This is a genomic window from Paenibacillus sp. S28, from assembly GCF_016624415.1.
In the GTDB taxonomy this organism is placed as follows: domain Bacteria; phylum Bacillota; class Bacilli; order Paenibacillales; family Paenibacillaceae; genus Paenibacillus_AQ; species Paenibacillus_AQ favisporus.
The window spans coordinates 1-22212 of the sequence record NZ_JACVTM010000009.1 but is presented as its reverse complement, the minus strand read 5'-3'; the positions used below and the strand labels follow the sequence as shown (position 1 = coordinate 22212).

Genomic DNA, 22212 nt, shown 5'->3' with positions numbered 1-22212 from the left:
GGCATATAATGATAAAGAATGACTTAAAACATAAAGGATGAACGATTTCATGAACCCGACTTCTTTTGAAGCAACAGGTATTGACCGAGTATGGATAGACAAGCTGGCCGAGTACGGCATAACGGAGCCTTCGCCGGTCCAGGCGCAGGCCATTCCTGCGGTGCTGCGCGGAGCGGATGTGCTCGCCCGCTCGCAGACGGGAACCGGCAAAACGCTGGCCTACCTTCTGCCCGTACTGCAGACCATCGATCCGGAGCTGAAGGCGACCCAGAAGCTTATTCTTGCGCCGACGCAGGAGCTGGCGATGCAGATTGTACGCGAAGGCGAAAAATACGGGGAAGCCCGCGAGATCGGCGTGCTTGGGCTGATCGGCGGGGCCGCGGTCAAGCGCCAGGTGGAGAAGCTGCGGCTGCATCCACAGCTTGTGGTCGGAACTCCCGGCAGAGTCCGCGAGCTGATCGAGATGCGCAAGCTGAAGATGCATCACGTCTCGACCATCGTGGTGGACGAGGTCGACCAGGTATTTCAGCTCGGCGGCGCCGGCGACGTCGACCGGATATTGAGCAGCGCACTGCGTGACCGGCAGTTGGTATTCCTGTCGGCCACGGTCAGCGAGAGCACGGCGGCGCTGGTCAAACGGGAAATGCGCAGCCCGGTCGAAATCGGCATCGACCCGGACCAGACGACCGCGCCGGGACTGGAGCATTTGTATGTGGTCGCCGAGGAACGCGACCGGGTCGAAATGCTGCGGCGCCTTATCCGCCAGTACAACCCGCAGCGGGCGATCGTCTTCGTCAATCAGACCGAATCGATCGCCGAGGTGGAGGCGAAGCTGACCCATTTGGGCATCGCGGCAGAGGGATTGTACGGAGACGCGGACAAACTGGCGCGCAGCCGGGTACTGGGCGGCTTCCGCCACGGCAGGTTCAAAGTGCTCGTGGCAAGCGATGTGGCGGCACGCGGGCTTGATATCGAAGGGCTCGAGCTCGTCATCAACTTCGACCCGGCGCCTGACGCCGAGCACTATGTGCACCGTGCCGGACGGACGGGCCGGATGGGGCGCAGCGGGCGCGTCATCTCGATTGTGACGGACCGCCAGACCTTTATTATGCGGAAGTTTGCAGGAGAGCTCGGCATCTCTCTCGAGCCGCGCGTGCTGTACGCCGGCAAAGTGCTGTCGCCGGAGCAGTTTGCGGCCCGGAAGGGGGAGCCGTCAGGCCAGCCCCATCAGCGCCAGGTTCGGCCATCCGGGAGCCAAGCAGGCATGGCGGAAGTGCGCGGCAGCCGGCAAGGAGACTCGAAGCCGGCCAAGGGGAGCATCCGCGGCTCATCCAGCCCGGGCGAACCGCGGGAAGGCGGAGGACGCCGCGACGGCCGGGAAACGACCCGGCAGGGCGGTGAGCCTTTCAAGGGCGGCAAACCGGCGGCCCGCCAGAGCCAAAGCGAACGGGAGCGCATCCGCAAGAACAAGGGCGCCCCGAAATGGTTGAAAAATAAACCTCCCCGGCCTTAATCGGCGAGCGGGGAGGCAAGTACGGATGGATTCTCCCGTGCGGACGCGCCCCTGGCTGTTCCGCCCGGGAATTGAATGAGGTGAAGAGTTGATGAGTGATACGGCTGTGCTGGATATTCAAGGCCTCATCGGTGGTTACAGCCTGAACCGCCCGGTGCTGCACGATATTTCGTTTCAGGTCGGGTCCGGCGAGATGGTCGGCCTGATCGGATTGAACGGGGCCGGCAAAAGCACGACAATGAAGCATATTCTCGGATTAATGCATCCGCAAAAGGGTGACATCCGCGTGAAGGGCAAGAAGCGGGAGGAAGACGCCGGGACCTACCACGGGGCGCTTGCCTTCGTTCCGGAATCTCCGCTGCTCTATGACGAGATGACCGTCAGGGAGCATTTGGAGTTTACCGCAAGAGCGTACGGCGTGGACCGCCAGGACTACGAAGAGCGGGCGGACCGGTTGTCACGCATCTTCCGGATGCAGGACAAGATGGACAGCTTGTCCACGCACTTATCTAAGGGGATGCGGCAGAAGGTCATGATTATGTGCGCGTTCGTGGCCCGGCCTTCCCTGTACATTATCGACGAGCCGTTCCTTGGCCTGGATCCGCTCGGCATCCGCTCCCTTCTTGATTTTATGGTCGAGCTCAAAGAAGGCGGGTCGTCGATCCTGCTGAGTTCCCATATTTTATCGACGATCGAAAATTACTGTGACCGCTTTATCGTTCTCCACCAGGGACGCGTGATCGCGCAGGGGACGCTGGAGGACATCGCCGCGCAGGCCGGCAGACCGGGACTGCCGCTGGAGGAGCTGTTCTATACTCTCGTGCAGGGCAGGGATTGAATGATGGACTTGAAAAAACTTCGGATGGAGCGGCGCGGCCGCTTCTGGGGGGAAGTCACCCCTTATCTCGGCTACGTGATCCAAAGCGGTGTGGCCGTGCTGCTGCTGTTTATGCTGATTGCTTTTGCAGCGTGGTACACGTCGCTCGTTCAGCATATTCCAGCCGGGCTGCCGATTCGCTGGATTATGCTGATCCTGTTCGTGCCGCTGACGGTAAACAGCAGCTTCCGGACGTACTTGCAGCCGGCGGACACGGTGTTTCTGCTGCCGCAGGAGTCCAGGATGAACGACTATTTCAAGGCAGGCTGGACCAGTGGCGTCGTTTATAAACTTATCGGCCTTGCCCTGGTCTTCATCCTGTCCTGGCCGCTGTATGTACGCAGTGATGCAGATCCCAGGTCCTTCTGGCCGTTCCTGCTCCTCCTGTTTGCCTTGAAGATTCTGGCTTCCTACGGCTGCTGGAAGGAGCTGCGGATGGTTTCCCGTCAGGCATCGGCAGGTTACCGTCTGCTGCGTTACGTCGTGCTGATTCTTGCGGTTGCCGCCTGGCTGTGGCAGCCGGAGTGGCGGAGCCTTCTGTTTATCGTGCTGCTGGCGCTGACCTATATCGCCGCCCTGCGCATTCCGGCCAAGCACTTGGTGGCCTGGGAGCGGTTGATTGCCGCGGAGAAAACCCACAGCGCCCGCGTTATGCAGATCCTCGGCTGGTTCGTCAACGTTCCAGGCAGGCAGCAGCGCGTCTATCCGCGCAGGTGGATGTCCTGGGCGGGGAACCGGGTTCCCTGGAAGCCAGAGGCAGCGTACCGCTATTTAATTACGAAGAGCTTTGTCCGCAGTGATGTATTCAGCATCGTGATCCGGGCAGGCATCCTCGCAGCGCTCCTCGTTTGGTGGACCCGGCAGGGGCTGCTCGGCAGCGGGATTTACCTGTTTTTCGTATTCGTGATCGGCGTTCAGCTGTCCTCGCTGCTGCGCTACCACCAGGAATCTTTCTGGCTGCACATTTATCCGGTGCCGCCTGCATCACGCAAGCAGAACGCCGTTAACCTGGCGTTTCAAATTCAGCTGGTTGTAGCTGTATTGATCTGGCTGCCCATGCTGGGTGCGGGGAGCGGCCGAATCGGACCGATGCTGCTGACGCTGCTTGGCGGGGTCGTGATCAGCGTGCTGTTCCGTTATTTTCAGTCCCGGAAGGGCAAGAGTGATGACGATGACGATGAATAGCCAAGCGAAAAAAGACCGGGAATAAGGCTCCCGGTCTTTTTGTGCATCCAACAGAAACGCGTGATTGATCAGCGGTCTGCTTGAATGGATTGCTTTTTCGATTATAACCAGAAAGAACGAGTGATGATGACCAAGAGGATAAAGAGAACCAGGATGGCGCCTGTGTTGCCAAACATTCCGTGGCAATGTCCATATCCGTATCCATATCCGCCTCTTACTTCTTCGCTCATTGTGCATTCCCCTTTACAGTGGTTTGTTTTTCGTTACACCGTATCCTATGTCTAGGGGGGCGGCTGTGCTTGGGCATATCACCCGTTCTTCTCCAAAAAAATAGGTTGTTGATGATGCGTAACCCCCGGGCCTATTTCCGCTGCAAATCCCGGACGCCCTGATAGACTAAATCGAACAGGTCTTCGAGATATTCCTCGTCGATGCAGGAGAACGCGATGCGCAGGTCATGCTCGCCGAGGGCGATGGTGCCGACTCCGTATTGGTGGATCAAATGGCTGCGCAGCTCTTCGGCCGACACGTCTTTCAGCTTCAGGCACATGAAATATCCGGAGTTAAACGGATAATATTCCCACACGTCGCCGTATTTGCCGCTGTTCAGCAGCGATTTCACTTTGTTGGCGCGGCCTTTCATGATGTGGAACTTCTCTTCCTTCTGAGCCGCGAAATCAGGCGATTTCAGCGCATCGAGCACGAAAGTCTGGGAAGGATGAGGGCCGCTGGAAATCGTCGCGCGAATGATGCCCAGCGTCTTTTGCTCGAGGGCGGCGAGCACGTTGGTATCTTGGGAAGCGTAGGTGATGAAGCCGACCCGGAATCCCCAGACGAACTCCTCCTTGGTGGCGCCGTCGACTTTAACGGCCAGCACGCGCGGATGAATATCCGCCAATTTGCCGAACAGCGACTCTTTGAGGGAATCCTCAAAGAAAAGGCCGAAATAAGCGTCGTCCGTAACCGCCACGACATTGATGCCGGCTTCGGCAGCTTCCTTGATGGCAGCGACGATGGCTTCGCCTTCCGCCGGTCCCGGGGTATATCCCGTCGGATTGTTCGGGAAGTTGAGCAGCACGACGGCTTTGCCTTTGTCCTTCTGGGCCAGCAGGGCTTCGCGAAGTCCGTCACTGTTGAAGGTCATGTCCCCGGTGAACAGCGGATAATTGACCAGTTCGCCATGGCGGCGGATGCCGAAGGTCAGCTCGTAGTTCTCCCAGTTTTTGTCCGGATAAATCACGGCGTCCCCTTCGTCCACGAACAGATCGGCCACGATACTAAGCCCGTGGGTCAGGGCGTTCGTCACAATCGGGCTGCTAACCGTTTTGCCCGCGAGCGACGGGTTTTCTTCGATCATTTTTGCCAGCCAGGCAGCGCGCAAGTCGGGTTTGCCTGCGGGTGGTGCGTATGGGTACAGGTCCTTCGGCGCAAACGCGGACAGCTTCTCCTGGATAGCAGCCAGATGCATCGGGATGCCCTGTTCGGTCGCAATGCCGATCGTTGCGTTATATTTTTTGGCATGGCTTGTCGCTTCCGCGGATTGGCTCAGTATGCCTTCCTTCGGAAAATAGATTTCCTGGCCGAGCTTGGACAACATTTCGTACACATGCGCGTTGCCGTCTTTCAAACTTTCGTTCAACTGTGCAGCGAGTGGGTTTAACATGGTTTCCATCCTTCCAAATCTGTGTAATGATAGGCTTTTGCAAGGTATATGCCATTTTAACTGCCTAACATTATATCACCTGTGATGAGAGCCGTCACGGAAAAAGGAAAAGGATGGTTGTGCTGTGAAAAAGGCTCTCTAAGGCGCTTCCTGAGCGATGCCGCTTTACTCTTCTTCAGAATAGGGATCCGGGGCCAAGGTTTGCTGCATATGAGGGCAAGCGCTGCTGCGTATCAGCTCCATCGTCTCCCGATCCTTGCCGCGGCCTCTCGCGTCCAGACCCTGCAGCACCTGTTCCCTTTTGTCCTCCGTCAAATTTTGCCCAAACTTGAACTTCGCAGTGATTCGGTCGGGAACGATCCGCAGAACGGCGACCCCGCGCAGCCTGGAAGCGTATTTGGGGTTGGCCGCGTCAATGGGGGCGTATCCACCCTCGGGCTGGAGCTTGTTCATAAACAGGGTAAAGGCGGCTGCTTTCTCTTCCAGGTCCTGTACGATTTCGACCTGTCCCGATGCGGTCACGCTCTTGAAATACGAAGTGGCGGGGCAGGCCATCAGAGGGTCGGTAAAGTAGGAAGGAATGATCGCATATTCCTCCGCGACGCTGAAGCTCACCGCGGGATTGGCGGCGAGGTGGTCCATTTTTTCGCCGAAACGGCTGCCATGCATGTAGAACATGCCTTGATGATACACATAGTTAATCGGAGTCACCCGGGGATGTCCGTCTTCTCCGATGGTTCCCAGGAAGCCGAAGCTCATCTCCGATAAAAACGCCTCGATTTCTTCCTCACGCGTCACTTCAAATTCATTTCTTCTCATTGGTTTTCTCCTCCTTGATGCATCGCTTGCCGATCGGCGGTTATCGCTGCGGTGACAACAGCATAACGGGAATATTGACAAGGAAAAAGGTCCAATTTAGAGTATTTTTTATAGTCCATTTTGCTGGCGGTTGAGACGATAAGCGGTCACGGGAGGAAAAATAGTTTGTTGAATCTGGTTTTTCCACAGCAATGGAAGGGAGGACGGCATGGAGATATCCCTGCATCTGGAAACTTATATTGAGAAACACCGCTACAAGTACCTTGCGCTGTATCACGCTTTGAGGGACGCCATCATGGATGGGAGGCTGCCTGGAGGAACGAAGCTGCCTTCGACCCGCGAGCTGGCGGATCAATACGGCTTGTCGAGAGGATCGGCCGCCTTAGGCTACGATATGCTGGTGTCGGAAGGCTATGTCCACAGCGAAGTGGGCCGGGGGACCTTCGTGGCTCAAGCGGGACCTGCGCCGGCAGCAGGGGGGGATCTGGCAGCCGCTCCGCTTGCTCTTTCCCGCTGGGGAGAGCGGCTGCTTGAGCTCCCGCCAATCCCGAAATCCGGCGGCGGCAAGGGTACGGCCGGCATCGACTTGGGGGGAGGCGGGATGAGCATGGAGCTGTTTCCCTATGCGGAGTGGCGCAGCGCCATGACCTATGCAGGAGGCCGGGGCGGAGAGGATATGCAGCGCGGAGCTGATCCCGCCGGGGACCTTGGCCTGCGGCAGGCGCTCGCCGCCCACCTGCGCGTCACGCGGGGAATTCATACCGATCCGGAGCAAATCGTGCTCTTCAGCGGATCGATGCAGGGCATTACCCTGCTTTTTCAGCTGCTGCTGAATGAAGGCGAGGCGGCCGTGCTTGAAGATCCGTGCTATTCGGGAATCATCCGGGCGGCAGCTGCCTGCGGAGCGGAGGTGATTCCGGCTGAGGTCGATGTCCACGGCATCCGTCTGTCCGATTGGAACGCCCGCCTTGTACTGGTGACGCCGAGCCGCCAGTACCCGACCGGCGCCGTCCTGACGCTGGAGCGGCGCCGGCAGCTGCTGGACTGGGCGGAACGGCATCAGGCGGTCATCCTGGAAGACGATTACGACAGCGAGTTCCGCTTCGGCGGCAGGCCGATCGAGCCGCTGAAGACGCTGGATACGCGGGAGCGGGTCATTTATATCGGCTCCTTCTCGAAGACGATGTTTGCCGGGCTGCGCCTGGGTTACGCCATCGTCCCCCAATCGCTCGTGGATGCGGTGCTGCGGGCCAAAACGCTGTACGAGCCGCTGACGACAGGGCTGCTTGAACAGCGGGCGCTTGCCCGGTTTATGGCCCGCGGCGATTATGGCCGGCATCTCCGCCGGCTTACGCGGATCTATGGTGCCCGTCACCGCCATTTCTGCACCCGGATGCAGGAGAAGGCGGGGCATCTGTTCTCGCTGATGCCTGGGGATTCCGGCCTGCATGTGTATGCTTATTGGCTGCAACCGCCGGAAGCTTTTGCAGCCTTTACAGCCGCAGCAGCGGCTCGTGGCGTAACGTTCAGGGACGCGTCCGGCTACAGGATCCAGCCGGGACCGCCGGCCGCCTTTTTCAGCTATGCCCGATGGGATGAGCGGCAGCTGGAGGAGGGGGTTGACCGGCTGGCCGCGGCATGGGAGGATATCCGGCATGGTATGAACGGGTAGGCGAAGCAAGCATCGCAACCGCTTCGGTTATTTACTGTGCTGTGAGCATTGGGAGAAGGCGCGATTTTGGACAGGCCTACAGGGGCGGTAAAACCGGCGGAAGCTCAGGGGATATGGGCCGGATGTGCAAAAACCGCGCCGAAATAGTATCATAGGGAGGAAAGATATGAGTCTATGATATAGGGGGGAATGACGACATGCTGCACGCATCGCCGTCATCTTTTGAAATATTGCCGTCCCTCGCCAAAATTGTGTGCGAGCCTGGATGGAAATGGCAGAAGCGCGAGAAGGCGCTGGAAAATTACGATTTATTTTATGTATGGAGCGGGGAAGGGACCGTCATCCGGAATGACGAACCGTATGAGGTCGGCAAGGGGAGCTGCTTCCTGTTCAGGCCCGGCGACCACACGAGCGCCACGCACAACCCGCAGAAGCCGCTTGTTCTGACTTACAGCCACTTTCGGGTGTCCGAGCCTGTGACGGATATTCCGCTGCCGTACCGGAAGCTGACGGAAACCGTTGACTTTGAATACATGCTTGCCCGTTACGTCAGGCTGTTTCTTGTGAACACCTTTGCGGCCCAGGAAGAGGGGCAGCTCATCCTGAAGCAGCTGATGATCCATCTGCTCCGGCACGACCGGCAGCAGCCGGAGGAGAAGAAGGTCAGCAACCAGCTGACCGAAGTGATCCACGAGATCGCTAATTACATTCAGCAGCATCCCGGCTTACCGCACCGGGTCGAGGATCTGGCCGCCCGCGCCGGGTTGTCGCCGCGGTATTTCTCGATCAAATTCAAGGAGCTGATCGGCTCACCCGTTCAATCCTACATTATCCGGACGCGGATCGACCGGGCGCAGCATCTGCTCCTGCATGCCGGCATGAACGTCACGGAGGTGGCCGATGCGCTCGGATACCGCGACATTTTTTTCTTCAGCCGGCAATTCAAGCAGTATACGGGCAAGAATCCGTCCGAAATCCGGTAATTGTTTCCTGCTGTTTCGCGGTCTTCCCCTTTCGGGTAATAAGCTTCAAGCTTGCAAATGCACCGAATAAACGAAGGGAGGAAAGAGTCGGATGAGCAGACGGCGGATTCGCAGGCGTGACGGGTATGCCGCAGCTGCGGCGGCGCGGGGGAACTGCCGTAACCGGATGCGCCGGTTCAGACCGGTCAGCATCATGAGCGACGTATGGTTTTAACCCCACTCGTTAACCTTTTTTTATGAACTTCATCACACATGATATAAATGATGTCTAAGAGCAGCGCGGGATGCCAGCCCGCCGCTGCTTTTTTGTGCGCATCATTAGTTTGAAATGGTCTGTAGCACCGGTTACACGGAGAATGCGGTTCGCGGTTGCGCTCTCCCCCGGCCTGCCGGCTTATGGTATGCTGTGGGAGCAAGGTGTTAAGCAGAGGATGGAGGATAGCGAAATGAATGAAGCATTCGGAGCAAATTCGGAGGACAGCCTGCGCCTCCTGCTGGTTCAGGCAGAGCAGGTGCTGATGTCCGCCCTGGAGAAGTTTGGCATTAGGGAGGAGCAAGCGGAATTTATTCAAATATCAGACCATATTACGTACCGGGTGAGCGCGCGGTCCGGCGGCAAATTTTTGCTGCGGATCCATCCGGTGTCGGCCGACGTACCGGCCATCCGATCGGAAATGATGTGGCTGAATTGGCTTTCTTCCCAAGGCCTGCCGGTTCCGGAGGGCGTAGCGGATCAGGAAGGGAATACCGTGGCGATTTGCGAGGCGGACCGGAGTCAGGGCTGGCCGGTGACGCTGCTGCGCTGGATCGAAGGGGAGCAGGCGGAGGGCGGCCTCGATGACAGGCAGGTGTACCGGATGGGCGTGCTTATGGCCAGGCTCCACCAGGCTGCAGAGAGCTTTGTTCCGCCGGAAGGGTTCGTCAGACCCGAATGGGGGGCTGCGAGCCTGACTGAAGATATGCAGCGGCTGGAACGGCGGCACCGCGCCTTTCTGAGTTCCGATGAATGGGCGCTTTATGTACGGGCTGCGGACCTAATCAAAGGGCGGATCGCCGCATGGCCTCCGGGGCCTTCCCGGTACGGTATGATCCATGCGGATCTCCACGAAGGGAACGTTGTATTCAAGGACGGGGAAACTTGCCCTATCGATTTTGGCCGCTGCGGGTTCGGTTATTATGCATACGACTTGGCGCAGGCGCTCATCGGCCTGTACCCGGCACAGCGGAGCATGCTGCTGGACGGGTACGAAAGCATGCGACTTCTTCCGAAGGAGAGCGTGTCCATGCTGGAAACCTTTTTCCTGCAGGCGGTCCTGGAGAATCAGGCGTTTCACGCCGGCAATCCGCAGGAAATTCCGTCGCTGAAGGAACAGAAGGGGTATATTCTGTCCGCGATCCGCAGCTACTTGGCGGAAGAGCCGTTTTTGTTTCCGGCGAAATAACATCTGAACGGGAGTGGAGCGCAATTGGGAGGACATGATGAGCGGCCGGTCGTGCTGGTCACAGGTGGTTCCAGCGGCTTCGGGCTGCTGGCCAGCGTGGAGCTGGCTGCCTCCGGATACACGGTTTTTGCCGGCATGCGAAGGCCGGAGGCGAGCGGGGAGCTGATGGACGCTGCGCAGACGGCGGGGGTCAGAGAGCATATTCACGTGGTTAGGCTAGATGTGACGGACGGGGGACAGGTGCTTGAGGCGGTATCGGGCATCCTGAAATCCCACGGACGCATTGACGTGCTTGTGAACAATGCAGGCACCGCATACGGAGGAATGATCGAGGAGATTCCGATGGACGTGTGGAAGGCGCAGCTGGAAACGAATTTCTTCGGGATGGTTGCGGTCACCCAGGCCGTTCTTCCCGCGATGAGGGAGGCCCATCAGGGAACAATCATTCAGATCAGCAGCGTCAGCGGGGCTGTCGGATTTCCCGGCTTTGGCCCCTACGTCTCGTCAAAGTTTGCTGTAGAGGGATTTAGCGAATGCCTTGCCCTGGAAATGCGGCCATTCGGCGTCGATGTCGTGATAGTGGAGCCGGGTTCGTACGGAACGGCCATTTGGGACAAAGGATTTGCGCAGATGAGCGCCGCGGAGCGGTCACCCTACGAGCGGATGCTGAGCCAGGTGATGGCCTTTTCCCGTGACAACGCCGGCCAGCGCGGCGATCCGGCCGATGTGGCCCGGCTGATCGGGAGAATCGCGCGTATGAACAAGCCGGCATTCCGCTATGCGCTGCCTGCCGGCACACGCTGGACGATGAAGGCTAAGCAGCTGCTTCCGGGCCGGTGGTTTCAGCGGATTATGCTCGCGCTCCTAAGCAAAAAAGGCTGAGCCGGATTCGCTTCCGGTTCAGCCTTTAGGCGGGTGCAGCTGACCGAGCAGCTGGCCCATGCGGACATGATCTCCGGTCCGGAGGTCTGTCCGCGGGGTGAACGCGCCGTCCTGGATCAGCAGCACGACGGTTGAACCGAACTCAAAATAGGCGAGCGGATCGCCGTTATGCCAAGAATTGGCGGTTTCGTCGTCGTAGCGGATGCTGCTGACATTCATGGCGCCGACTTTGACGACCGCGACTTCTCCCAGGGCTCCCTTGATGTACGTTATCAACCTCTCGTTGCGGCACAGCACGGATTTCATCTGGGTCATGCCAAAATCATTGACCGGGTAGCATCGTCCCTTGATATGCTCGCTCTCCACCTTCACGCCTGTGATTGGAGAGTGGATCCGGTGGTAGTCGGTAGGGCTGAGGTACAGCACAAAGACATAGCCATGTTTATATAACTCCAGGTGGGGAGAGAAATTAAGCAGCTCCGCCACCGAATAATCCTGCCCTTTCACGTTCAGAATCGTGCCTGAGGTGATTTCACCCATTGCGGTGATCATGGCGTCGACGGGGCTCGTGAGTACGTGCTCGCCTTCGTGAACGGGACGCATGCCGGGCTTCAGCCGCCGGGAAAAAAATTCGTTGAGCGTGCGGTATTCATAGATTTCTTTCTCCGCTTCATGCGCCGGGATCTGATAGCTTTTGATAAAAGTAGGGATGACCCCTCTGCTGAACCGGCTGTGCGAGAAGCGTCCCATCATGGAAGAGAGCCACTTTCGCGAGGAGAGCTCTGTCATGAGCCGCAGTAATTTCTTTGTCATGCCTAATCTCCCTTCCATACGTGCCTGTAGCACTCTGAATATATTGACATAGAACGGCTATCAAATCAATATGCAACAAATGCTGGAAACCGCCCCGGAGAAAAATGGTATTGCCAATCCTTCGAGGATCATGTATTTTGGAATCAATACGGGCCCGATGCCGACTCATCGCGGCGAGGTGCCTGTTACACGGAATCGAACCCAAGCATCTCATCGCTTTGGACGGCGATGGCTTCGGGACCAGGAGCCGGCGATGCCGCGCCTTGCGTTCATCTGTGTACATATGGGAATACGGGAGCTCGAGCGAATCGGGCTGAGAGTGCAGCTAATGAACCGCTGCTGACCGGGAATCTGATCTGGATAATGCCAGCGTAGAGAATTCAAGTCCTTTTATGGGCTTATTTGACGATCTCCCTCGCTTATCCAGGGGGTTTTTTTATTGCCCAACTTTGGAAAAAGAAAGGATGTTGTCAAATGAACAGCAGTACGATGCAGATGGATCGGCCGAAGGGGCTGAAGCTCAGCGACCTGCTCGTGACGATTCTGCTCTCCCTCGTGATCGGGGTGGTGTACCATTTTTGGGGTTCGGTGAACGACTTGTTCAAGCCGCTGTTTTTCCAAGCGGATGAGCTGATGTACGGCATGTGGTTCCTCGCTTCGACGCTTGCCGCGCTGCTGATCCGCAAGCCCGGCGTAGCCCTCCTGGCCGAGGTTGCCGCGGCTCACGTAGAAATTCTGTTCGGCAGTGAATGGGGCCTTCAGCTGGCGATTTACGGCGTGGCGCAAGGTCTTGCCGCGGAGCTGATCTTCGCCCTGTTCCGCTACCGCAAATTCTCCATGGGGGTAGCGGCGCTGGCTGGTATGGCTTCGGGATTGGGATCATTCCTGGTGGATGTGTACTACGGCTACGTCACGGACTATACGACATGGATGATCGTGTTCAAGTACGTGATGCGGTTAATCAGCTCGGCGGTACTCGCAGGGTACCTGGCGTATGCCCTGACCAAAGCGCTGGAAGCAACCGGAGTAACCCAGCTGCTCCGGCCGGTGACAGCCAAGGATTATGAAGCGCTCGATCATGACTGAGACTAACCGGGGTGTCGTGACGATGCAGCATTCGGCGGTGCATGAGACGGGTCAAGTAGCGGATCAAAGGGCGGATCAAGGGAGCGGGCAAATTGCCGTTTCGGTAACGGACCTGCGCCTGAAGTTTCCGGGTGAGAAGGCGTTCGTGTTCAAGGATGTTTCCCTGTCCGTGCCGGCCGGGGAAAAAGTGCTTCTGCTCGGCCCAAGCGGATGCGGGAAATCGACGCTGCTGCAGGTGCTCGGCGGGTTGATTCCGGCGGTCATTGACGTTCCGCTCAAATATGCGGACATCCGGAAGCCCCGCTCGTGCGGGTATGTATTTCAGGACCCGGATACCCAGTTCTGCATGCCGTATGTCGATGAGGAGCTGGCGTTTGTGCTGGAGAACCGCCAAGTAGCCAGGGAGGATATGGTGCCGCGGATGCGGGAGGCGCTCGGCCGGGTCGGCCTGGACCTTGAAGAGCTGCACACTCCGATTGAACGGCTGTCCCTGGGGATGAAGCAGCGGCTCGCGCTCGCTTCGGTCCTTCTGCTGGAACCGGAGGTGCTCCTTCTGGATGAACCCTCGGCGCTGCTGGACCCCGAGGGGAGAAGGCAAATTTGGGAGGCTGTTCGCGGCGTATCGGCCGGACGGACCGTGCTGATCGTTGAGCACCGGATCGAAGAAATCGTGAATTGGGTCGACCGGATCGTTCTGTTCGCGCCGGACGGAAGCATTCTGGCCGACGGCAAGCCGGCCGAAATCTTCACGGCGTACCGCAGTGCCCTTCAGGAAAATGGCATTTGGTATCCCGGCGTTTGGGAGGATTATATCCGTCACGGGGATACATGGAACAGCGGCTTAGTGCAATCCCCGCAGCAAGGTGCGGACTTGGCGGCGCCGGTCCTCTCCTTGCGGGGGTTTGTCGGTCTCCGCGGAGATGCGCCGGCGATCATGGTGGAAGAGGCGGAGGTATATGCCGGCGATTTTGTCGCCGTTGTCGGTCCTAACGGAGCGGGGAAAAGCTCCTTGCTGCTGAGCCTAATGCAGCTTCTTCCGACAGCCGGCAGCTACGTGCTGGAAGGCAGGCTGCTGCAGGGAAGGGGCAGGAAGCGGACCTGCCCTTCGGACCGGATCGGGTTCGTGTTTCAGAACCCGGAGTTTCAGTTTGTGGCCCAGACAGTACTGGAGGAGACGGCCTTTTCCCTTCATATGCAGGGCGGCATGTCACGGGCTGAGGTGGAGCGTAGAGCCGAAGACTGCCTTAAGACGTTTCATTTGCACGGCTTGGAGAACCGGCACCCGTATCAGCTCTCGACCGGACAGAAACGCAGGCTGAGCGTTGCCACTGCGGCGGTGCGCCGCCAGGCGGTGCTGCTGCTGGATGAACCGACGTTCGGGCAGGATGCCCGCAACGCCTTTGCCATCCTGGAATACTGCGAAGCGCTGCGCCGCAGCGGCACGGCGATCATCATGGTGACGCATGAGCGAGAAATCGCTGAGCTGGCCGCTACCCAGGTATGGGAAATCCAAGGCGGAAGCCTGACGGCGATAAAGCCCGGGAGGCGGAGGCTTGAGGGAGAAGGCGCAGCTTCGGATGCGCAGGAGGAGGTGAGCGGATGAACCGGTTTTTGAGTCCGAGCCGTCTTACCTGGCTTCACCGGGCGAATCCCTCGTTGAAGCTCGCCGTGCTGATCGTGTTGTTTATCGTTACGGTTCAGACGCGGAGCATTGATTTTGCCGTCTATCAGGCAGCGGTCTACATCGCCCTCCTGTTTCTGCTCAGCGGTTATCCGGCATGGAAGGTGGCGCTGCTCGTTCTCTCCTTCAGCCTCGTATTCGTCTCTTCATCCCTGACGATGATCCTATTCGGGAAAGGGGATCACGTCTGGTGGCAGTGGGGGCTGTTCCGCGTATCCGAGGAAAGCTTCTACCGCGGGCTGCACCTGGGATTCCGGGCGATTGCCTTTGCGGCAGAAGGGCTGCTCTTTGTCATGACCACGCCGTCCGTCAAACTGTTCTATTCGCTGATGCAAAATTTTCGCCTTCCCCCCAAATTCGCATACAGCTTCATGGCATCGATCCGGCTGCTGTCCATCGTTTGGGAGGAGTTTCTCATCCGCAGGCAGGCGCTGCGGATCCGCGGCGTGCGGACAGGGCGGGGGCTGAGTGGCCTCCTTGAGCATGTCCGGCTGTATGCGGTGCCGCTGCTGTCGCAGAGCATCCGCCGGGCGCACCGCGTTGCCGTGGCGATGGAAGCGAAGCAGTTCAGCGGGTCGGGGCGCAGAACGTACTATTATCCGTCGGCTTTCAGCAGATACGACGGGCTGGCGGTTCTCATGTTCATCATCGCCCTTGCGGCTGCATACTATGCGGCCGCTGCCGTTCCCTGGTTCGGCATCGAAGATGTCAGGTACCATGGACAAGGTTGAGCCGTATGATAGCTATTAGCCGATGCTGAAAAGACCGAAAAAGCGGCATGATGCATTTTCGGTCTTTCATTTAAGCATATTTTTGTTCAGCATCCGTTGTTTTCCCGGTTTCCCGTTTTGCGTTTCTACCTGCTATATCGGATTTCTCGGAGGATGCGCGCAATGAATGGCAGACTAACCCGAGATCCGGCTCAAAGTTCTATGCCGGTGTGCTGCCGGTTTACCAGGTACCGGGCATAGGCCATAGGCTCCCGATATGTTTTTTTCCAATACTGGGGCATATTAGCGTTTCGGAAACCGTAACGTTGATCCCGTCCGTTGCATTCAATAAAATACGGCTTGCCGCCCTTGGTGACGCCGATATCCAGGCCAAGGTCCGCCGCAAAAGGCAAGTGCTGCTCCAGCTGCCGGACCACGCCGAAGGCCAGCTGATGTACGCTATCCGAGATTCTGTCCGCAGATAACCCCGGCAGGCTTTCGGCCAGAATTCGTTCGGCCGGGAAGGCCTTGCCGCCTTGAGCGACATTGGAGACGAACATTCGGGATGCGGCGACTTTGGCGTACATTCCCGTCAGGCTCCAGCTGCCGCTGATGCCTCGCTGGATGGAGACGCGAAGGTCATAAGGCCGTTGTTTATATTCCGCCAGTGCGATGCGTTCCTGGACAAGGAAGGGCGCCTGGGAGATCCGGCGCAGCAGGATGCCCGGAAGTTGTTGTCTATTCAAGCGAACCGTCGTCCATCCCAGGGATCGCCCGGTTCGGGCATAAGTAAGATACCAATGCTGGCCGTGGGCGTGAAGGCGCATAATTCCTCTGCCGACGCTGCCGACGCAAGGCTTTAATATCAGATCACGATATCGCCGCATCATTTCCTGGACAGAGGAAGGGGCGGCGATCGTCGTATCGGGAAGATGCTGCGAAAGCAGCGGGTTACTTTCGAGCAAGTGATGAATTTCATCTTTCCCGTACCGATTGTTGGCGTTGAATATCATATATCTGCCGTCTATAAGACGTTGAATTCTATTTTTTGACCGTCCGTCAAAGTAGATGGCCCGGTTATGAATGACCCTTGGTAGCGGAAGCCTGGTGTAAACGTATTTCCCCTCTCTCAGAACAAACGCCGAACATTCATGGCGTTCAATATCGATATCCTGTAGTTTCATATAGCACGGCCTCAAGCCGAACATCCGGGCCGCCTCTTCATAATTGACGAGGGATTCCGCTCCCGTCTTTCCGCCGGGAATTCCCCGGTGCACCGCTGCATTCAGCAGAATTCCAACATCAGAAATCCACACGTTCATCCCTCCCTGGCATTCCGTCATCCCACTTTTTATATATCCTATGCCATAGATTGCTATAAGCAAGGGTCTTTGTCCGTAACGTGCCGCCTATTTTCTCAAACGGTGAAGGATGAATGCACAGAGTAGTTATTGGTGGGCAGGTGACACTCATGTACCTCAGGATGTCCCTCGATCATCCCCAGAACTTCAACCTTTTATCCCTGAATATTTGTGATCCCGTCCTCCCGGATTGTTCTGCCGGAAGCATCCATCCGATTGGCTAGTTCAAAATCGTTACAAAAACCGGGAAATCAGTGACAACGGCCTATTTGTTCGCATATGATGCCCAAGATGCATCCGGTCAGGAAGGAGCGAGGTCTTTTGAAGAAGAAAAATAAAAGCCGGACGGTTAAACAACCGAACAAGAACCTCTATTTCGTGGATAATCCTGAAATTCAGGAGTTGGAACTGATCCGTAAAAGCAAAGTAACGGCGCCAAAGACAAACCAACTTGATTCATATGCGGAAATCCGATCCATTGCCCCTGATGCAGTCCTTGAAAAGGAAGAAGTCCAGCAAACAACGACTTTGGACACAGTTGAACCGATACAAGAGCACCAAATGGAGGACACTGCAGAGAGCAAGCCTGAGGCAATAGAAGAGACCGAGGAGGAGGCGGTATCCGAGGAAGCGGTACCCGAGGAGCCTGTTATTGAAGAAGCTATACCTGAGGAGACGGTGCCGGTTCGGGACCGTGAGGAGCTGGAGGAGATCATTGAAGAAAAAAGGATGCCGAATTCCCCGGAGCCAATCATTTATACGGATGATCTGAGCGACGGTTCGGTCACGACGTCCAAAATTGCGCTCCGGGCCATTGACTCGTCCAGACTTCAGCCCGGCTCGGTAGGCAGCGAGGCCATTGCCGATTATGCTGTTTCTCATATTCACTTAGCCGACGGCTCCGTGGTCTCCTCCAAAATTGCCTCTGAGTCCATTTTGGAGGAGCATCTGACCGACGGCGCGATCAGCGGCAGCAAAATTCGGGATCGCTCCATCAGCGGGGAAAAAATCCGCGACGGAAGCATTACATCCGCCAAGCTGGGCGACCAGGTGATCGATTCCACCAAAATCGCCGACGGTTCCATCACGTCACGCCATTTGAGCAGTCTGGTCGTAAACACAGATCTGCTGCAAGACCAAGCCGTAACGGCAAGCAAAATTGCTGGGGCCAGCATCCAGTCCATGCATTTGACCAATGAAGTGATCGACACGTCGAAACTGGCCGAAGGCGCCGTTACCGGCTCGAAGATCCGGACCGGCGAAATTACGGGCGACAAGCTGAAGGAGCGCTCCATCGAAAGCGTTCATATACGGGAAGGATCACTGACCGGGGAACTTCTTCAGAACGGCTCCGTTGGCGGAAATCAAATCGCGACGGGGAGCGTGTCAAGCGAGCATGTCGCCAAAAAATCAGTCGGCACCCAACATCTGCAGGATGGAGCCGTGACCGGACCAATATTGGCACCCTTTGCAGTAACGTCTGCGCATTTGGCGGATGCGACCATTCGCGGCAAGCATATCGCCCCCGGCGAGATCACTGCAGCACACTTGGCCGACCACAGCGTCGGGGCGAACAAATTGGCGGAGCAGTCGGTCGGAACGGTGCATATTGTCGAGCAGACGGTCACCTCATCTAAAATTGCCGATCAAAGCATTCTGCCCCAGAAGATTGCAGACGAAGCCGTGCAGACCCGGCATCTGGCACAAGGTGCCGTCCAGAAAGCACAGATTGCGCCGAATTCCATTCAGACGTCCCACATTCAGCAGGGGGCTGTTAACGGCAGCCATATTGCGGCAAACGTCGTGGAAGGCTCTCATGTCAGACACGGGTCGATCACTACGGGACACATTACCCGCAGCGCCATTGTCGAGCAGCATATCTCGGATGGAGCGGTAGCTTCCCGTCATCTGCAGAACAAATCTGTCATTGGTGAAAAGCTCGCAGGCGGCAGCGTGACGAGCGGCATACTGGCAGACGGCGCGGTCGGCGGACGCAATATAGCCGAAGGCGGCATCAGCGCGGAGCATATCCGCCCGGCTTCGATTCAGGATCGGCATTTGTCCGACAAAAGCGTGCGGGCGTCCGCGATTCAGGATCAGGCCGTCACAACCCAGCATATAGCCAAAGGTTCGGTGAACGCAGATCATCTGACACCGGGAATCGTACACAACGCAATCATTAGGAATGAAGCGGTAACTGCAGAAAAGCTCTCGGCAGGAAGCGTTCAATCCGGTCATCTCAATCACGGCATTATCTATCCGGCTCACTTAGCGGACCATGCGGTCACCTCCCTGAAGCTTTCGCCCGAAAGCGTGGCGACCGACAAAATTCAGGATCTGGCGGTGACGTCGGCCAAACTGGCTGATGGGAGTGTGAGCAGCCCCAAGCTGGCCTCCGCGTCCGTAAGCAGTGAGCATTTGTCCGACAACGCCGTCACTTCCCGCTCGATCAACGTGGGTGCGGTAACCCAGCGGCATCTCTCGGAAGAATCAGTCGGCGGAGTACAGCTTCAGCCCGGCTCGGTTTCCAGCGTGCATTTGCACAGTGGAGCGGTCGAAGAAAAGCATCTGGCTGAAGGCATCGTCAGCGAGCGCCATCTCACGGCCGGCTCGGTCGGAGGAACCCAGCTTCAGGCCGATTCCGTCAACGGAGCGCACCTGCAAAACCATTCAGTAGAAGAGAAACATCTGGCCGAAGGTATCGTCAGTGAGCGCCACCTCACGGCCGGCTCGGTCGGAGGAACCCAGCTTCAGGCCGACTCTGTCTCCGGAATACACCTGCAAAACCAAGCGGTGGAAGAGAAGCATTTGGCTGACAATATCATCAGTGAGCGCCATCTTACAGCCGGTTCGGTCGGAGGAACCCAGCTTCAGGCCGACTCTGTCTCCGGAATACACCTGCAAAACCAAGCGGTGGAAGAGAAGCATCTGTCTGACAATATCATCAGTGAGCGTCACCTTACGTTCGGTTCGATCGGCGGAAATCAGCTTCAGGACGGTTCCGTCTCCGGGGTGCACCTGCAGAACCAAGCGGTGGAAGAGAAGCATCTGGCTGATAATATCATCAGTGAGCGTCATCTCACTGCAGACTCAGTCGGAGGGAATCAGCTCCAGGCCGGTTCTGTTTCCGGTGAGCACCTGCAAGACCGTACTGTCGAGGAAAGACATTTGGCTGAAGGCATTGTCGGCGAGCGTCATCTCACACCAGGCTCGGTCAGCGAAGGGCATCTGCAGTCCGCATTGATCCAGGAACGCCATTTGAGTCAGTTATCGGTTAACACAGAAGCCATCAAGGACGGCGCAATAACCGCATCGAAGCTCGGACCGGAATCGGTCGGCAGCGTCAATATCAAACAGGATGCCGTCCGCTCCATTCATCTCCATGAGAAAAGCGTACAGCAGCGGCATCTTGCTCCGGGGGCGGTCGGTTTCCGGCATCTTGCTCCGGATTCCGTGGGAGAAGAGCAGCTTCAGTCAGGCAGCATCAAGGCCCAGCATCTGGCCGAAGGTGCCGTATATTCGGAGGCACTGCAGGATGGTGCGGTGGGCGCCTCCAAGCTGGCACCGGCATCCGTCGACAGCGCCCATCTGAAACCGGCCTCCATTGGTTTCGAGCATCTTCAGGAGGGGATTATCCGCAACGGCCACCTGGGTGAAGAAGCTGTCGGCTCTAAGCAGTTAGCGCCGGCATCCGTCACAGCGACCCATCTGACGAACGGCAGCATACAATCCGGCCATCTTGCCCCGGATGCGGTATCCGAAGTTGCCCTCCAGGGCGGAGCGGTAACCGGTGACAAGATCGCGCCGAATTCGATCGGAACCGGCCATATCCAGGAGAAATCGATCGGCTCGGCTCAGCTTCAGGAAAAGAGCGTGGAGAAGCAGCACATTGCCCCGGGTGCGGTGGACTTCAGGCATTTAGCCCCTGAATCGGTTGGAGAGGAACAGCTGCAGGCAGGCAGTGTCGGTATACAGCATCTGGCCACAAGTTCGGTGCATACCGAAGCGCTGCATCCCGGTGCGGTCACAGCCGATAAGCTGGCGGACACGTCGATCGGAAGCCATCACATCCAGACAGGGGCCGTAACGGCGGAGCACCTGGCCTTTGGGGCTGTTCACGAGCATGCGCTGAAGGATGGATCCGTAAGCTCGGCTAAATTGGCCACGGGTGCGATAGGAAGTGTCCACATCCAGCCGGAATCGATCCTCCCGCTTCACCTTCAGGCCGAGAGCATCCAGGATTGGCATCTGCAGCCAGGACTCATTCAGGGCCAGCATCTTACAGAAGGGGCCGTCGGTCCAGATCAACTGGCCCCCGAATCGGTCACCTCGGATCATCTGCAGCGGAGCAGCATCCAGCCGCATCACCTGGATCGGAGTTCCGTTACGACTGATTCTCTGAAGAACGAAGCCGTTACGGGGAATAAAATCGCTCCAGGCTCGGTTAGCAGCAGCCATGTCCAGCCGGAATCGATTCAGCCGTCCCATCTGCAGCCCGGCCTCATTCATGGAGAACATCTTGCAGAGGGAGCGGTCGGCGCGGAACATCTGGCAGCTGAATCCGTAACCTCGGATCACCTGCAGCAGGGCAGCATCCAGCCACACCACCTGGCACGGAATTCGATCATGACGGATTCACTCGAAGACGAAGCAGTGACGGGGGATAAAATCGCTTCCAACGCGGTTGGCAGCAGCCATATTCAGCCGGAATCGGTTCAGCCGTCCCATCTGCAGCCCGGCCTCATTCATGGGGAACATCTGGCAGAAGGAGCGGTCGGCGCGGAACATCTGGCAGCCGAATCCGTCACCTCGGATCACCTGCAGCAGGGCAGCATCCAGCCGCATCACCTGGACCGGAATGCAGTCACGACAGATGCTCTGAAGAATGAAACCGTCACGGGAGATAAAATCGCTTCTCGCGCGGTAGGCAGCAGCCATATTCAGCCGGAATCGATCCAGCCGCACCATCTGCAGTCCGGCATTGTGCAGGAATGGCATCTGCAGCCGGGTATCGTCCAGGGCCAGCATCTTGCCGAAGGTACTATCGGTCCGGATCATCTGGCGGCCGATTCCGTCACCTCGAATCATCTGCAGTCGGGCAGCATCCAGCCGCATCACCTTGCGCCGGATTCGGTTACGACCGATTCACTGGAAGATGATGCAGTGACTGGGGATAAGATTGCCTCTAATACACTGGATGGCAGCCATATCCAGCCCAAGTCGATCCGTTCGTACCATCTGCAACCTGGCCTTATTCGGGGAGAACATCTTGCAGAAGGAGGGGTCGGTGCAGAACACCTGGCGTCCGGATCCGTCACCTCGGGTCATCTGCAGCCAGGCAGCATCCAACCGCATCACCTTGCGCCGGATACCGTCACGACCCAATCGTTGGAAGATGAGGCCGTTACGGGTGACAAGATTGCTCCTCATGCGGTCGACGGCAACCATATCCAGCCGGAATCGATTCAGCCGCACCATCTGCAGTCCGGCATTGTGCAGGAATGGCACCTGCAGCCCGGCCTCAT

Annotated in this window: 17 protein-coding genes and 1 riboswitch; of the genes, 12 read left to right on the top strand and 5 right to left on the bottom strand. The window is 57.6% G+C overall.

Annotation, left to right across the window (positions count from 1 at the left end):
• Window positions 1-49: 49 nt before the first annotated feature.
• From IAE55_RS20910 to IAE55_RS20900, 3 genes are all read left to right on the top strand, one after another.
• Window positions 50-1513: a DEAD/DEAH box helicase gene (locus IAE55_RS20910; RefSeq protein WP_200633812.1), complete on the top strand. Its 1464-nt coding sequence runs from the start codon at window positions 50-52 to the stop codon at window positions 1511-1513.
• Window positions 1514-1604: 91 nt separating this feature from the next.
• Window positions 1605-2351 (top strand): ABC transporter ATP-binding protein, encoded by a 747-nt coding sequence (locus IAE55_RS20905; RefSeq protein WP_076174092.1) that lies wholly within the window; start codon window positions 1605-1607, stop codon window positions 2349-2351.
• Window positions 2352-2354: 3 nt separating this feature from the next.
• Window positions 2355-3575, top strand: coding sequence for an ABC transporter permease (locus tag IAE55_RS20900; RefSeq protein ID WP_145163224.1), 1221 nt, complete (start codon window positions 2355-2357; stop codon window positions 3573-3575).
• Between the two features lie 101 nt (window positions 3576-3676).
• Here the strand turns inward: IAE55_RS20900 and IAE55_RS33895 are convergent, their stop codons facing one another.
• The 3 genes from IAE55_RS33895 to IAE55_RS20890 form a co-directional block, all read right to left on the bottom strand.
• The gene (locus tag IAE55_RS33895) at window positions 3677-3805 is read right to left on the bottom strand and encodes a YjcZ family sporulation protein (RefSeq protein ID WP_212971272.1); all 129 of its coding nucleotides are present in this window, start codon (window positions 3803-3805) and stop codon (window positions 3677-3679) included.
• A 131-nt stretch (window positions 3806-3936) separates the two neighbouring features.
• Window positions 3937-5238 carry an aminotransferase class I/II-fold pyridoxal phosphate-dependent enzyme gene (locus IAE55_RS20895; protein ID WP_145163222.1) on the bottom strand — a complete coding sequence of 434 codons (1302 nt, stop codon included), beginning with the start codon at window positions 5236-5238 and terminating at the stop codon, window positions 3937-3939.
• 165 nt (window positions 5239-5403) lie between these two features.
• Window positions 5404-6057, bottom strand: coding sequence for a pyridoxamine 5'-phosphate oxidase family protein (locus IAE55_RS20890; RefSeq protein WP_200633811.1), 654 nt, complete (start codon window positions 6055-6057; stop codon window positions 5404-5406).
• 208 nt (window positions 6058-6265) lie between these two features.
• On the opposite strand from IAE55_RS20890, the gene pdxR reads away from it, so the two are divergent.
• From pdxR to IAE55_RS20870, 5 genes are all read left to right on the top strand, one after another.
• Window positions 6266-7729 (top strand): MocR-like pyridoxine biosynthesis transcription factor PdxR, encoded by a 1464-nt coding sequence (gene pdxR, locus IAE55_RS20885; protein ID WP_200633810.1) that lies wholly within the window; start codon window positions 6266-6268, stop codon window positions 7727-7729.
• Window positions 7730-7926: 197 nt separating this feature from the next.
• The gene (locus tag IAE55_RS20880) at window positions 7927-8712 is read left to right on the top strand and encodes an AraC family transcriptional regulator (RefSeq protein ID WP_076174099.1); all 786 of its coding nucleotides are present in this window, start codon (window positions 7927-7929) and stop codon (window positions 8710-8712) included.
• 91 nt (window positions 8713-8803) lie between these two features.
• Window positions 8804-8926 (top strand): hypothetical protein, encoded by a 123-nt coding sequence (locus IAE55_RS34130; RefSeq protein WP_260866982.1) that lies wholly within the window; start codon window positions 8804-8806, stop codon window positions 8924-8926.
• Between the two features lie 232 nt (window positions 8927-9158).
• Window positions 9159-10154: a phosphotransferase enzyme family protein gene (locus IAE55_RS20875; protein WP_200633809.1), complete on the top strand. Its 996-nt coding sequence runs from the start codon at window positions 9159-9161 to the stop codon at window positions 10152-10154.
• 24 nt (window positions 10155-10178) lie between these two features.
• Complete coding sequence (locus IAE55_RS20870) at window positions 10179-11036, top strand: SDR family oxidoreductase (RefSeq protein ID WP_200633808.1); 858 nt, start codon at window positions 10179-10181, stop codon at window positions 11034-11036.
• 18 nt (window positions 11037-11054) lie between these two features.
• Here IAE55_RS20870 and asd read toward each other — a convergent pair whose 3' ends face one another.
• On the bottom strand, window positions 11055-11849 hold the full coding sequence (gene asd / locus IAE55_RS20865; protein ID WP_200633807.1) for an archaetidylserine decarboxylase: 795 nt from the start codon (window positions 11847-11849) through the stop codon (window positions 11055-11057).
• 281 nt (window positions 11850-12130) lie between these two features.
• A riboswitch (TPP riboswitch) is annotated at window positions 12131-12244 on the top strand.
• 79 nt (window positions 12245-12323) lie between these two features.
• Here asd and IAE55_RS20860 point away from each other — a divergent pair.
• From IAE55_RS20860 to IAE55_RS20850, 3 genes are read left to right on the top strand one after another with little or no spacing between them, the layout of a single operon-like run.
• On the top strand, window positions 12324-12935 hold the full coding sequence (locus IAE55_RS20860; RefSeq protein ID WP_116234145.1) for an ECF transporter S component: 612 nt from the start codon (window positions 12324-12326) through the stop codon (window positions 12933-12935).
• Window positions 12928-14538 carry an ABC transporter ATP-binding protein gene (locus IAE55_RS20855; RefSeq protein ID WP_234489748.1) on the top strand — a complete coding sequence of 537 codons (1611 nt, stop codon included), beginning with the start codon at window positions 12928-12930 and terminating at the stop codon, window positions 14536-14538. The genes IAE55_RS20860 and IAE55_RS20855 overlap by 8 nt, the downstream gene beginning before the upstream one ends.
• A complete protein-coding gene (locus tag IAE55_RS20850) occupies window positions 14535-15347 on the top strand; it encodes an energy-coupling factor transporter transmembrane component T family protein (protein ID WP_145163207.1) in 813 nt (270 codons plus the stop codon). Before IAE55_RS20855 ends, IAE55_RS20850 begins: the two co-directional genes overlap by 4 nt.
• A gap of 191 nt (window positions 15348-15538) precedes the next feature.
• Here the strand turns inward: IAE55_RS20850 and IAE55_RS20845 are convergent, their stop codons facing one another.
• Window positions 15539-16642, bottom strand: a complete 1104-nt coding sequence (locus IAE55_RS20845) for a YheC/YheD family endospore coat-associated protein (RefSeq protein WP_260986967.1) — start codon at window positions 16640-16642, stop codon at window positions 15539-15541.
• 366 nt (window positions 16643-17008) lie between these two features.
• On the opposite strand from IAE55_RS20845, the gene IAE55_RS20840 reads away from it, so the two are divergent.
• Window positions 17009-22212 (top strand): hypothetical protein (locus IAE55_RS20840; protein WP_200633806.1); only part of this gene is annotated, 5204 nt, incomplete at its 3' end.

What these genes read in the sequence shown, in the direction of transcription:
- IAE55_RS20910 (WP_200633812.1), top strand. Translation starts at nt 50, where the DNA reads ATGAACCCGACTTCTTTTGAAGCAACAGGTATTGACCGAGTATGGATA.
- IAE55_RS20905 (WP_076174092.1), top strand. Translation starts at nt 1,605, where the DNA reads ATGAGTGATACGGCTGTGCTGGATATTCAAGGCCTCATCGGTGGTTAC.
- IAE55_RS20900 (WP_145163224.1), top strand. Translation starts at nt 2,355, where the DNA reads ATGGACTTGAAAAAACTTCGGATGGAGCGGCGCGGCCGCTTCTGGGGG.
- IAE55_RS33895 (WP_212971272.1), bottom strand. Translation starts at nt 3,805, where the DNA reads ATGAGCGAAGAAGTAAGAGGCGGATATGGATACGGATATGGACATTGC.
- IAE55_RS20895 (WP_145163222.1), bottom strand. Translation starts at nt 5,238, where the DNA reads ATGTTAAACCCACTCGCTGCACAGTTGAACGAAAGTTTGAAAGACGGC.
- IAE55_RS20890 (WP_200633811.1), bottom strand. Translation starts at nt 6,057, where the DNA reads ATGAGAAGAAATGAATTTGAAGTGACGCGTGAGGAAGAAATCGAGGCG.
- pdxR (WP_200633810.1), top strand. Translation starts at nt 6,266, where the DNA reads ATGGAGATATCCCTGCATCTGGAAACTTATATTGAGAAACACCGCTAC.
- IAE55_RS20880 (WP_076174099.1), top strand. Translation starts at nt 7,927, where the DNA reads ATGCTGCACGCATCGCCGTCATCTTTTGAAATATTGCCGTCCCTCGCC.
- IAE55_RS34130 (WP_260866982.1), top strand. Translation starts at nt 8,804, where the DNA reads ATGAGCAGACGGCGGATTCGCAGGCGTGACGGGTATGCCGCAGCTGCG.
- IAE55_RS20875 (WP_200633809.1), top strand. Translation starts at nt 9,159, where the DNA reads ATGAATGAAGCATTCGGAGCAAATTCGGAGGACAGCCTGCGCCTCCTG.
- asd (WP_200633807.1), bottom strand. Translation starts at nt 11,849, where the DNA reads ATGACAAAGAAATTACTGCGGCTCATGACAGAGCTCTCCTCGCGAAAG.
- IAE55_RS20860 (WP_116234145.1), top strand. Translation starts at nt 12,324, where the DNA reads ATGAACAGCAGTACGATGCAGATGGATCGGCCGAAGGGGCTGAAGCTC.
- IAE55_RS20855 (WP_234489748.1), top strand. Translation starts at nt 12,928, where the DNA reads ATGACTGAGACTAACCGGGGTGTCGTGACGATGCAGCATTCGGCGGTG.
- IAE55_RS20850 (WP_145163207.1), top strand. Translation starts at nt 14,535, where the DNA reads ATGAACCGGTTTTTGAGTCCGAGCCGTCTTACCTGGCTTCACCGGGCG.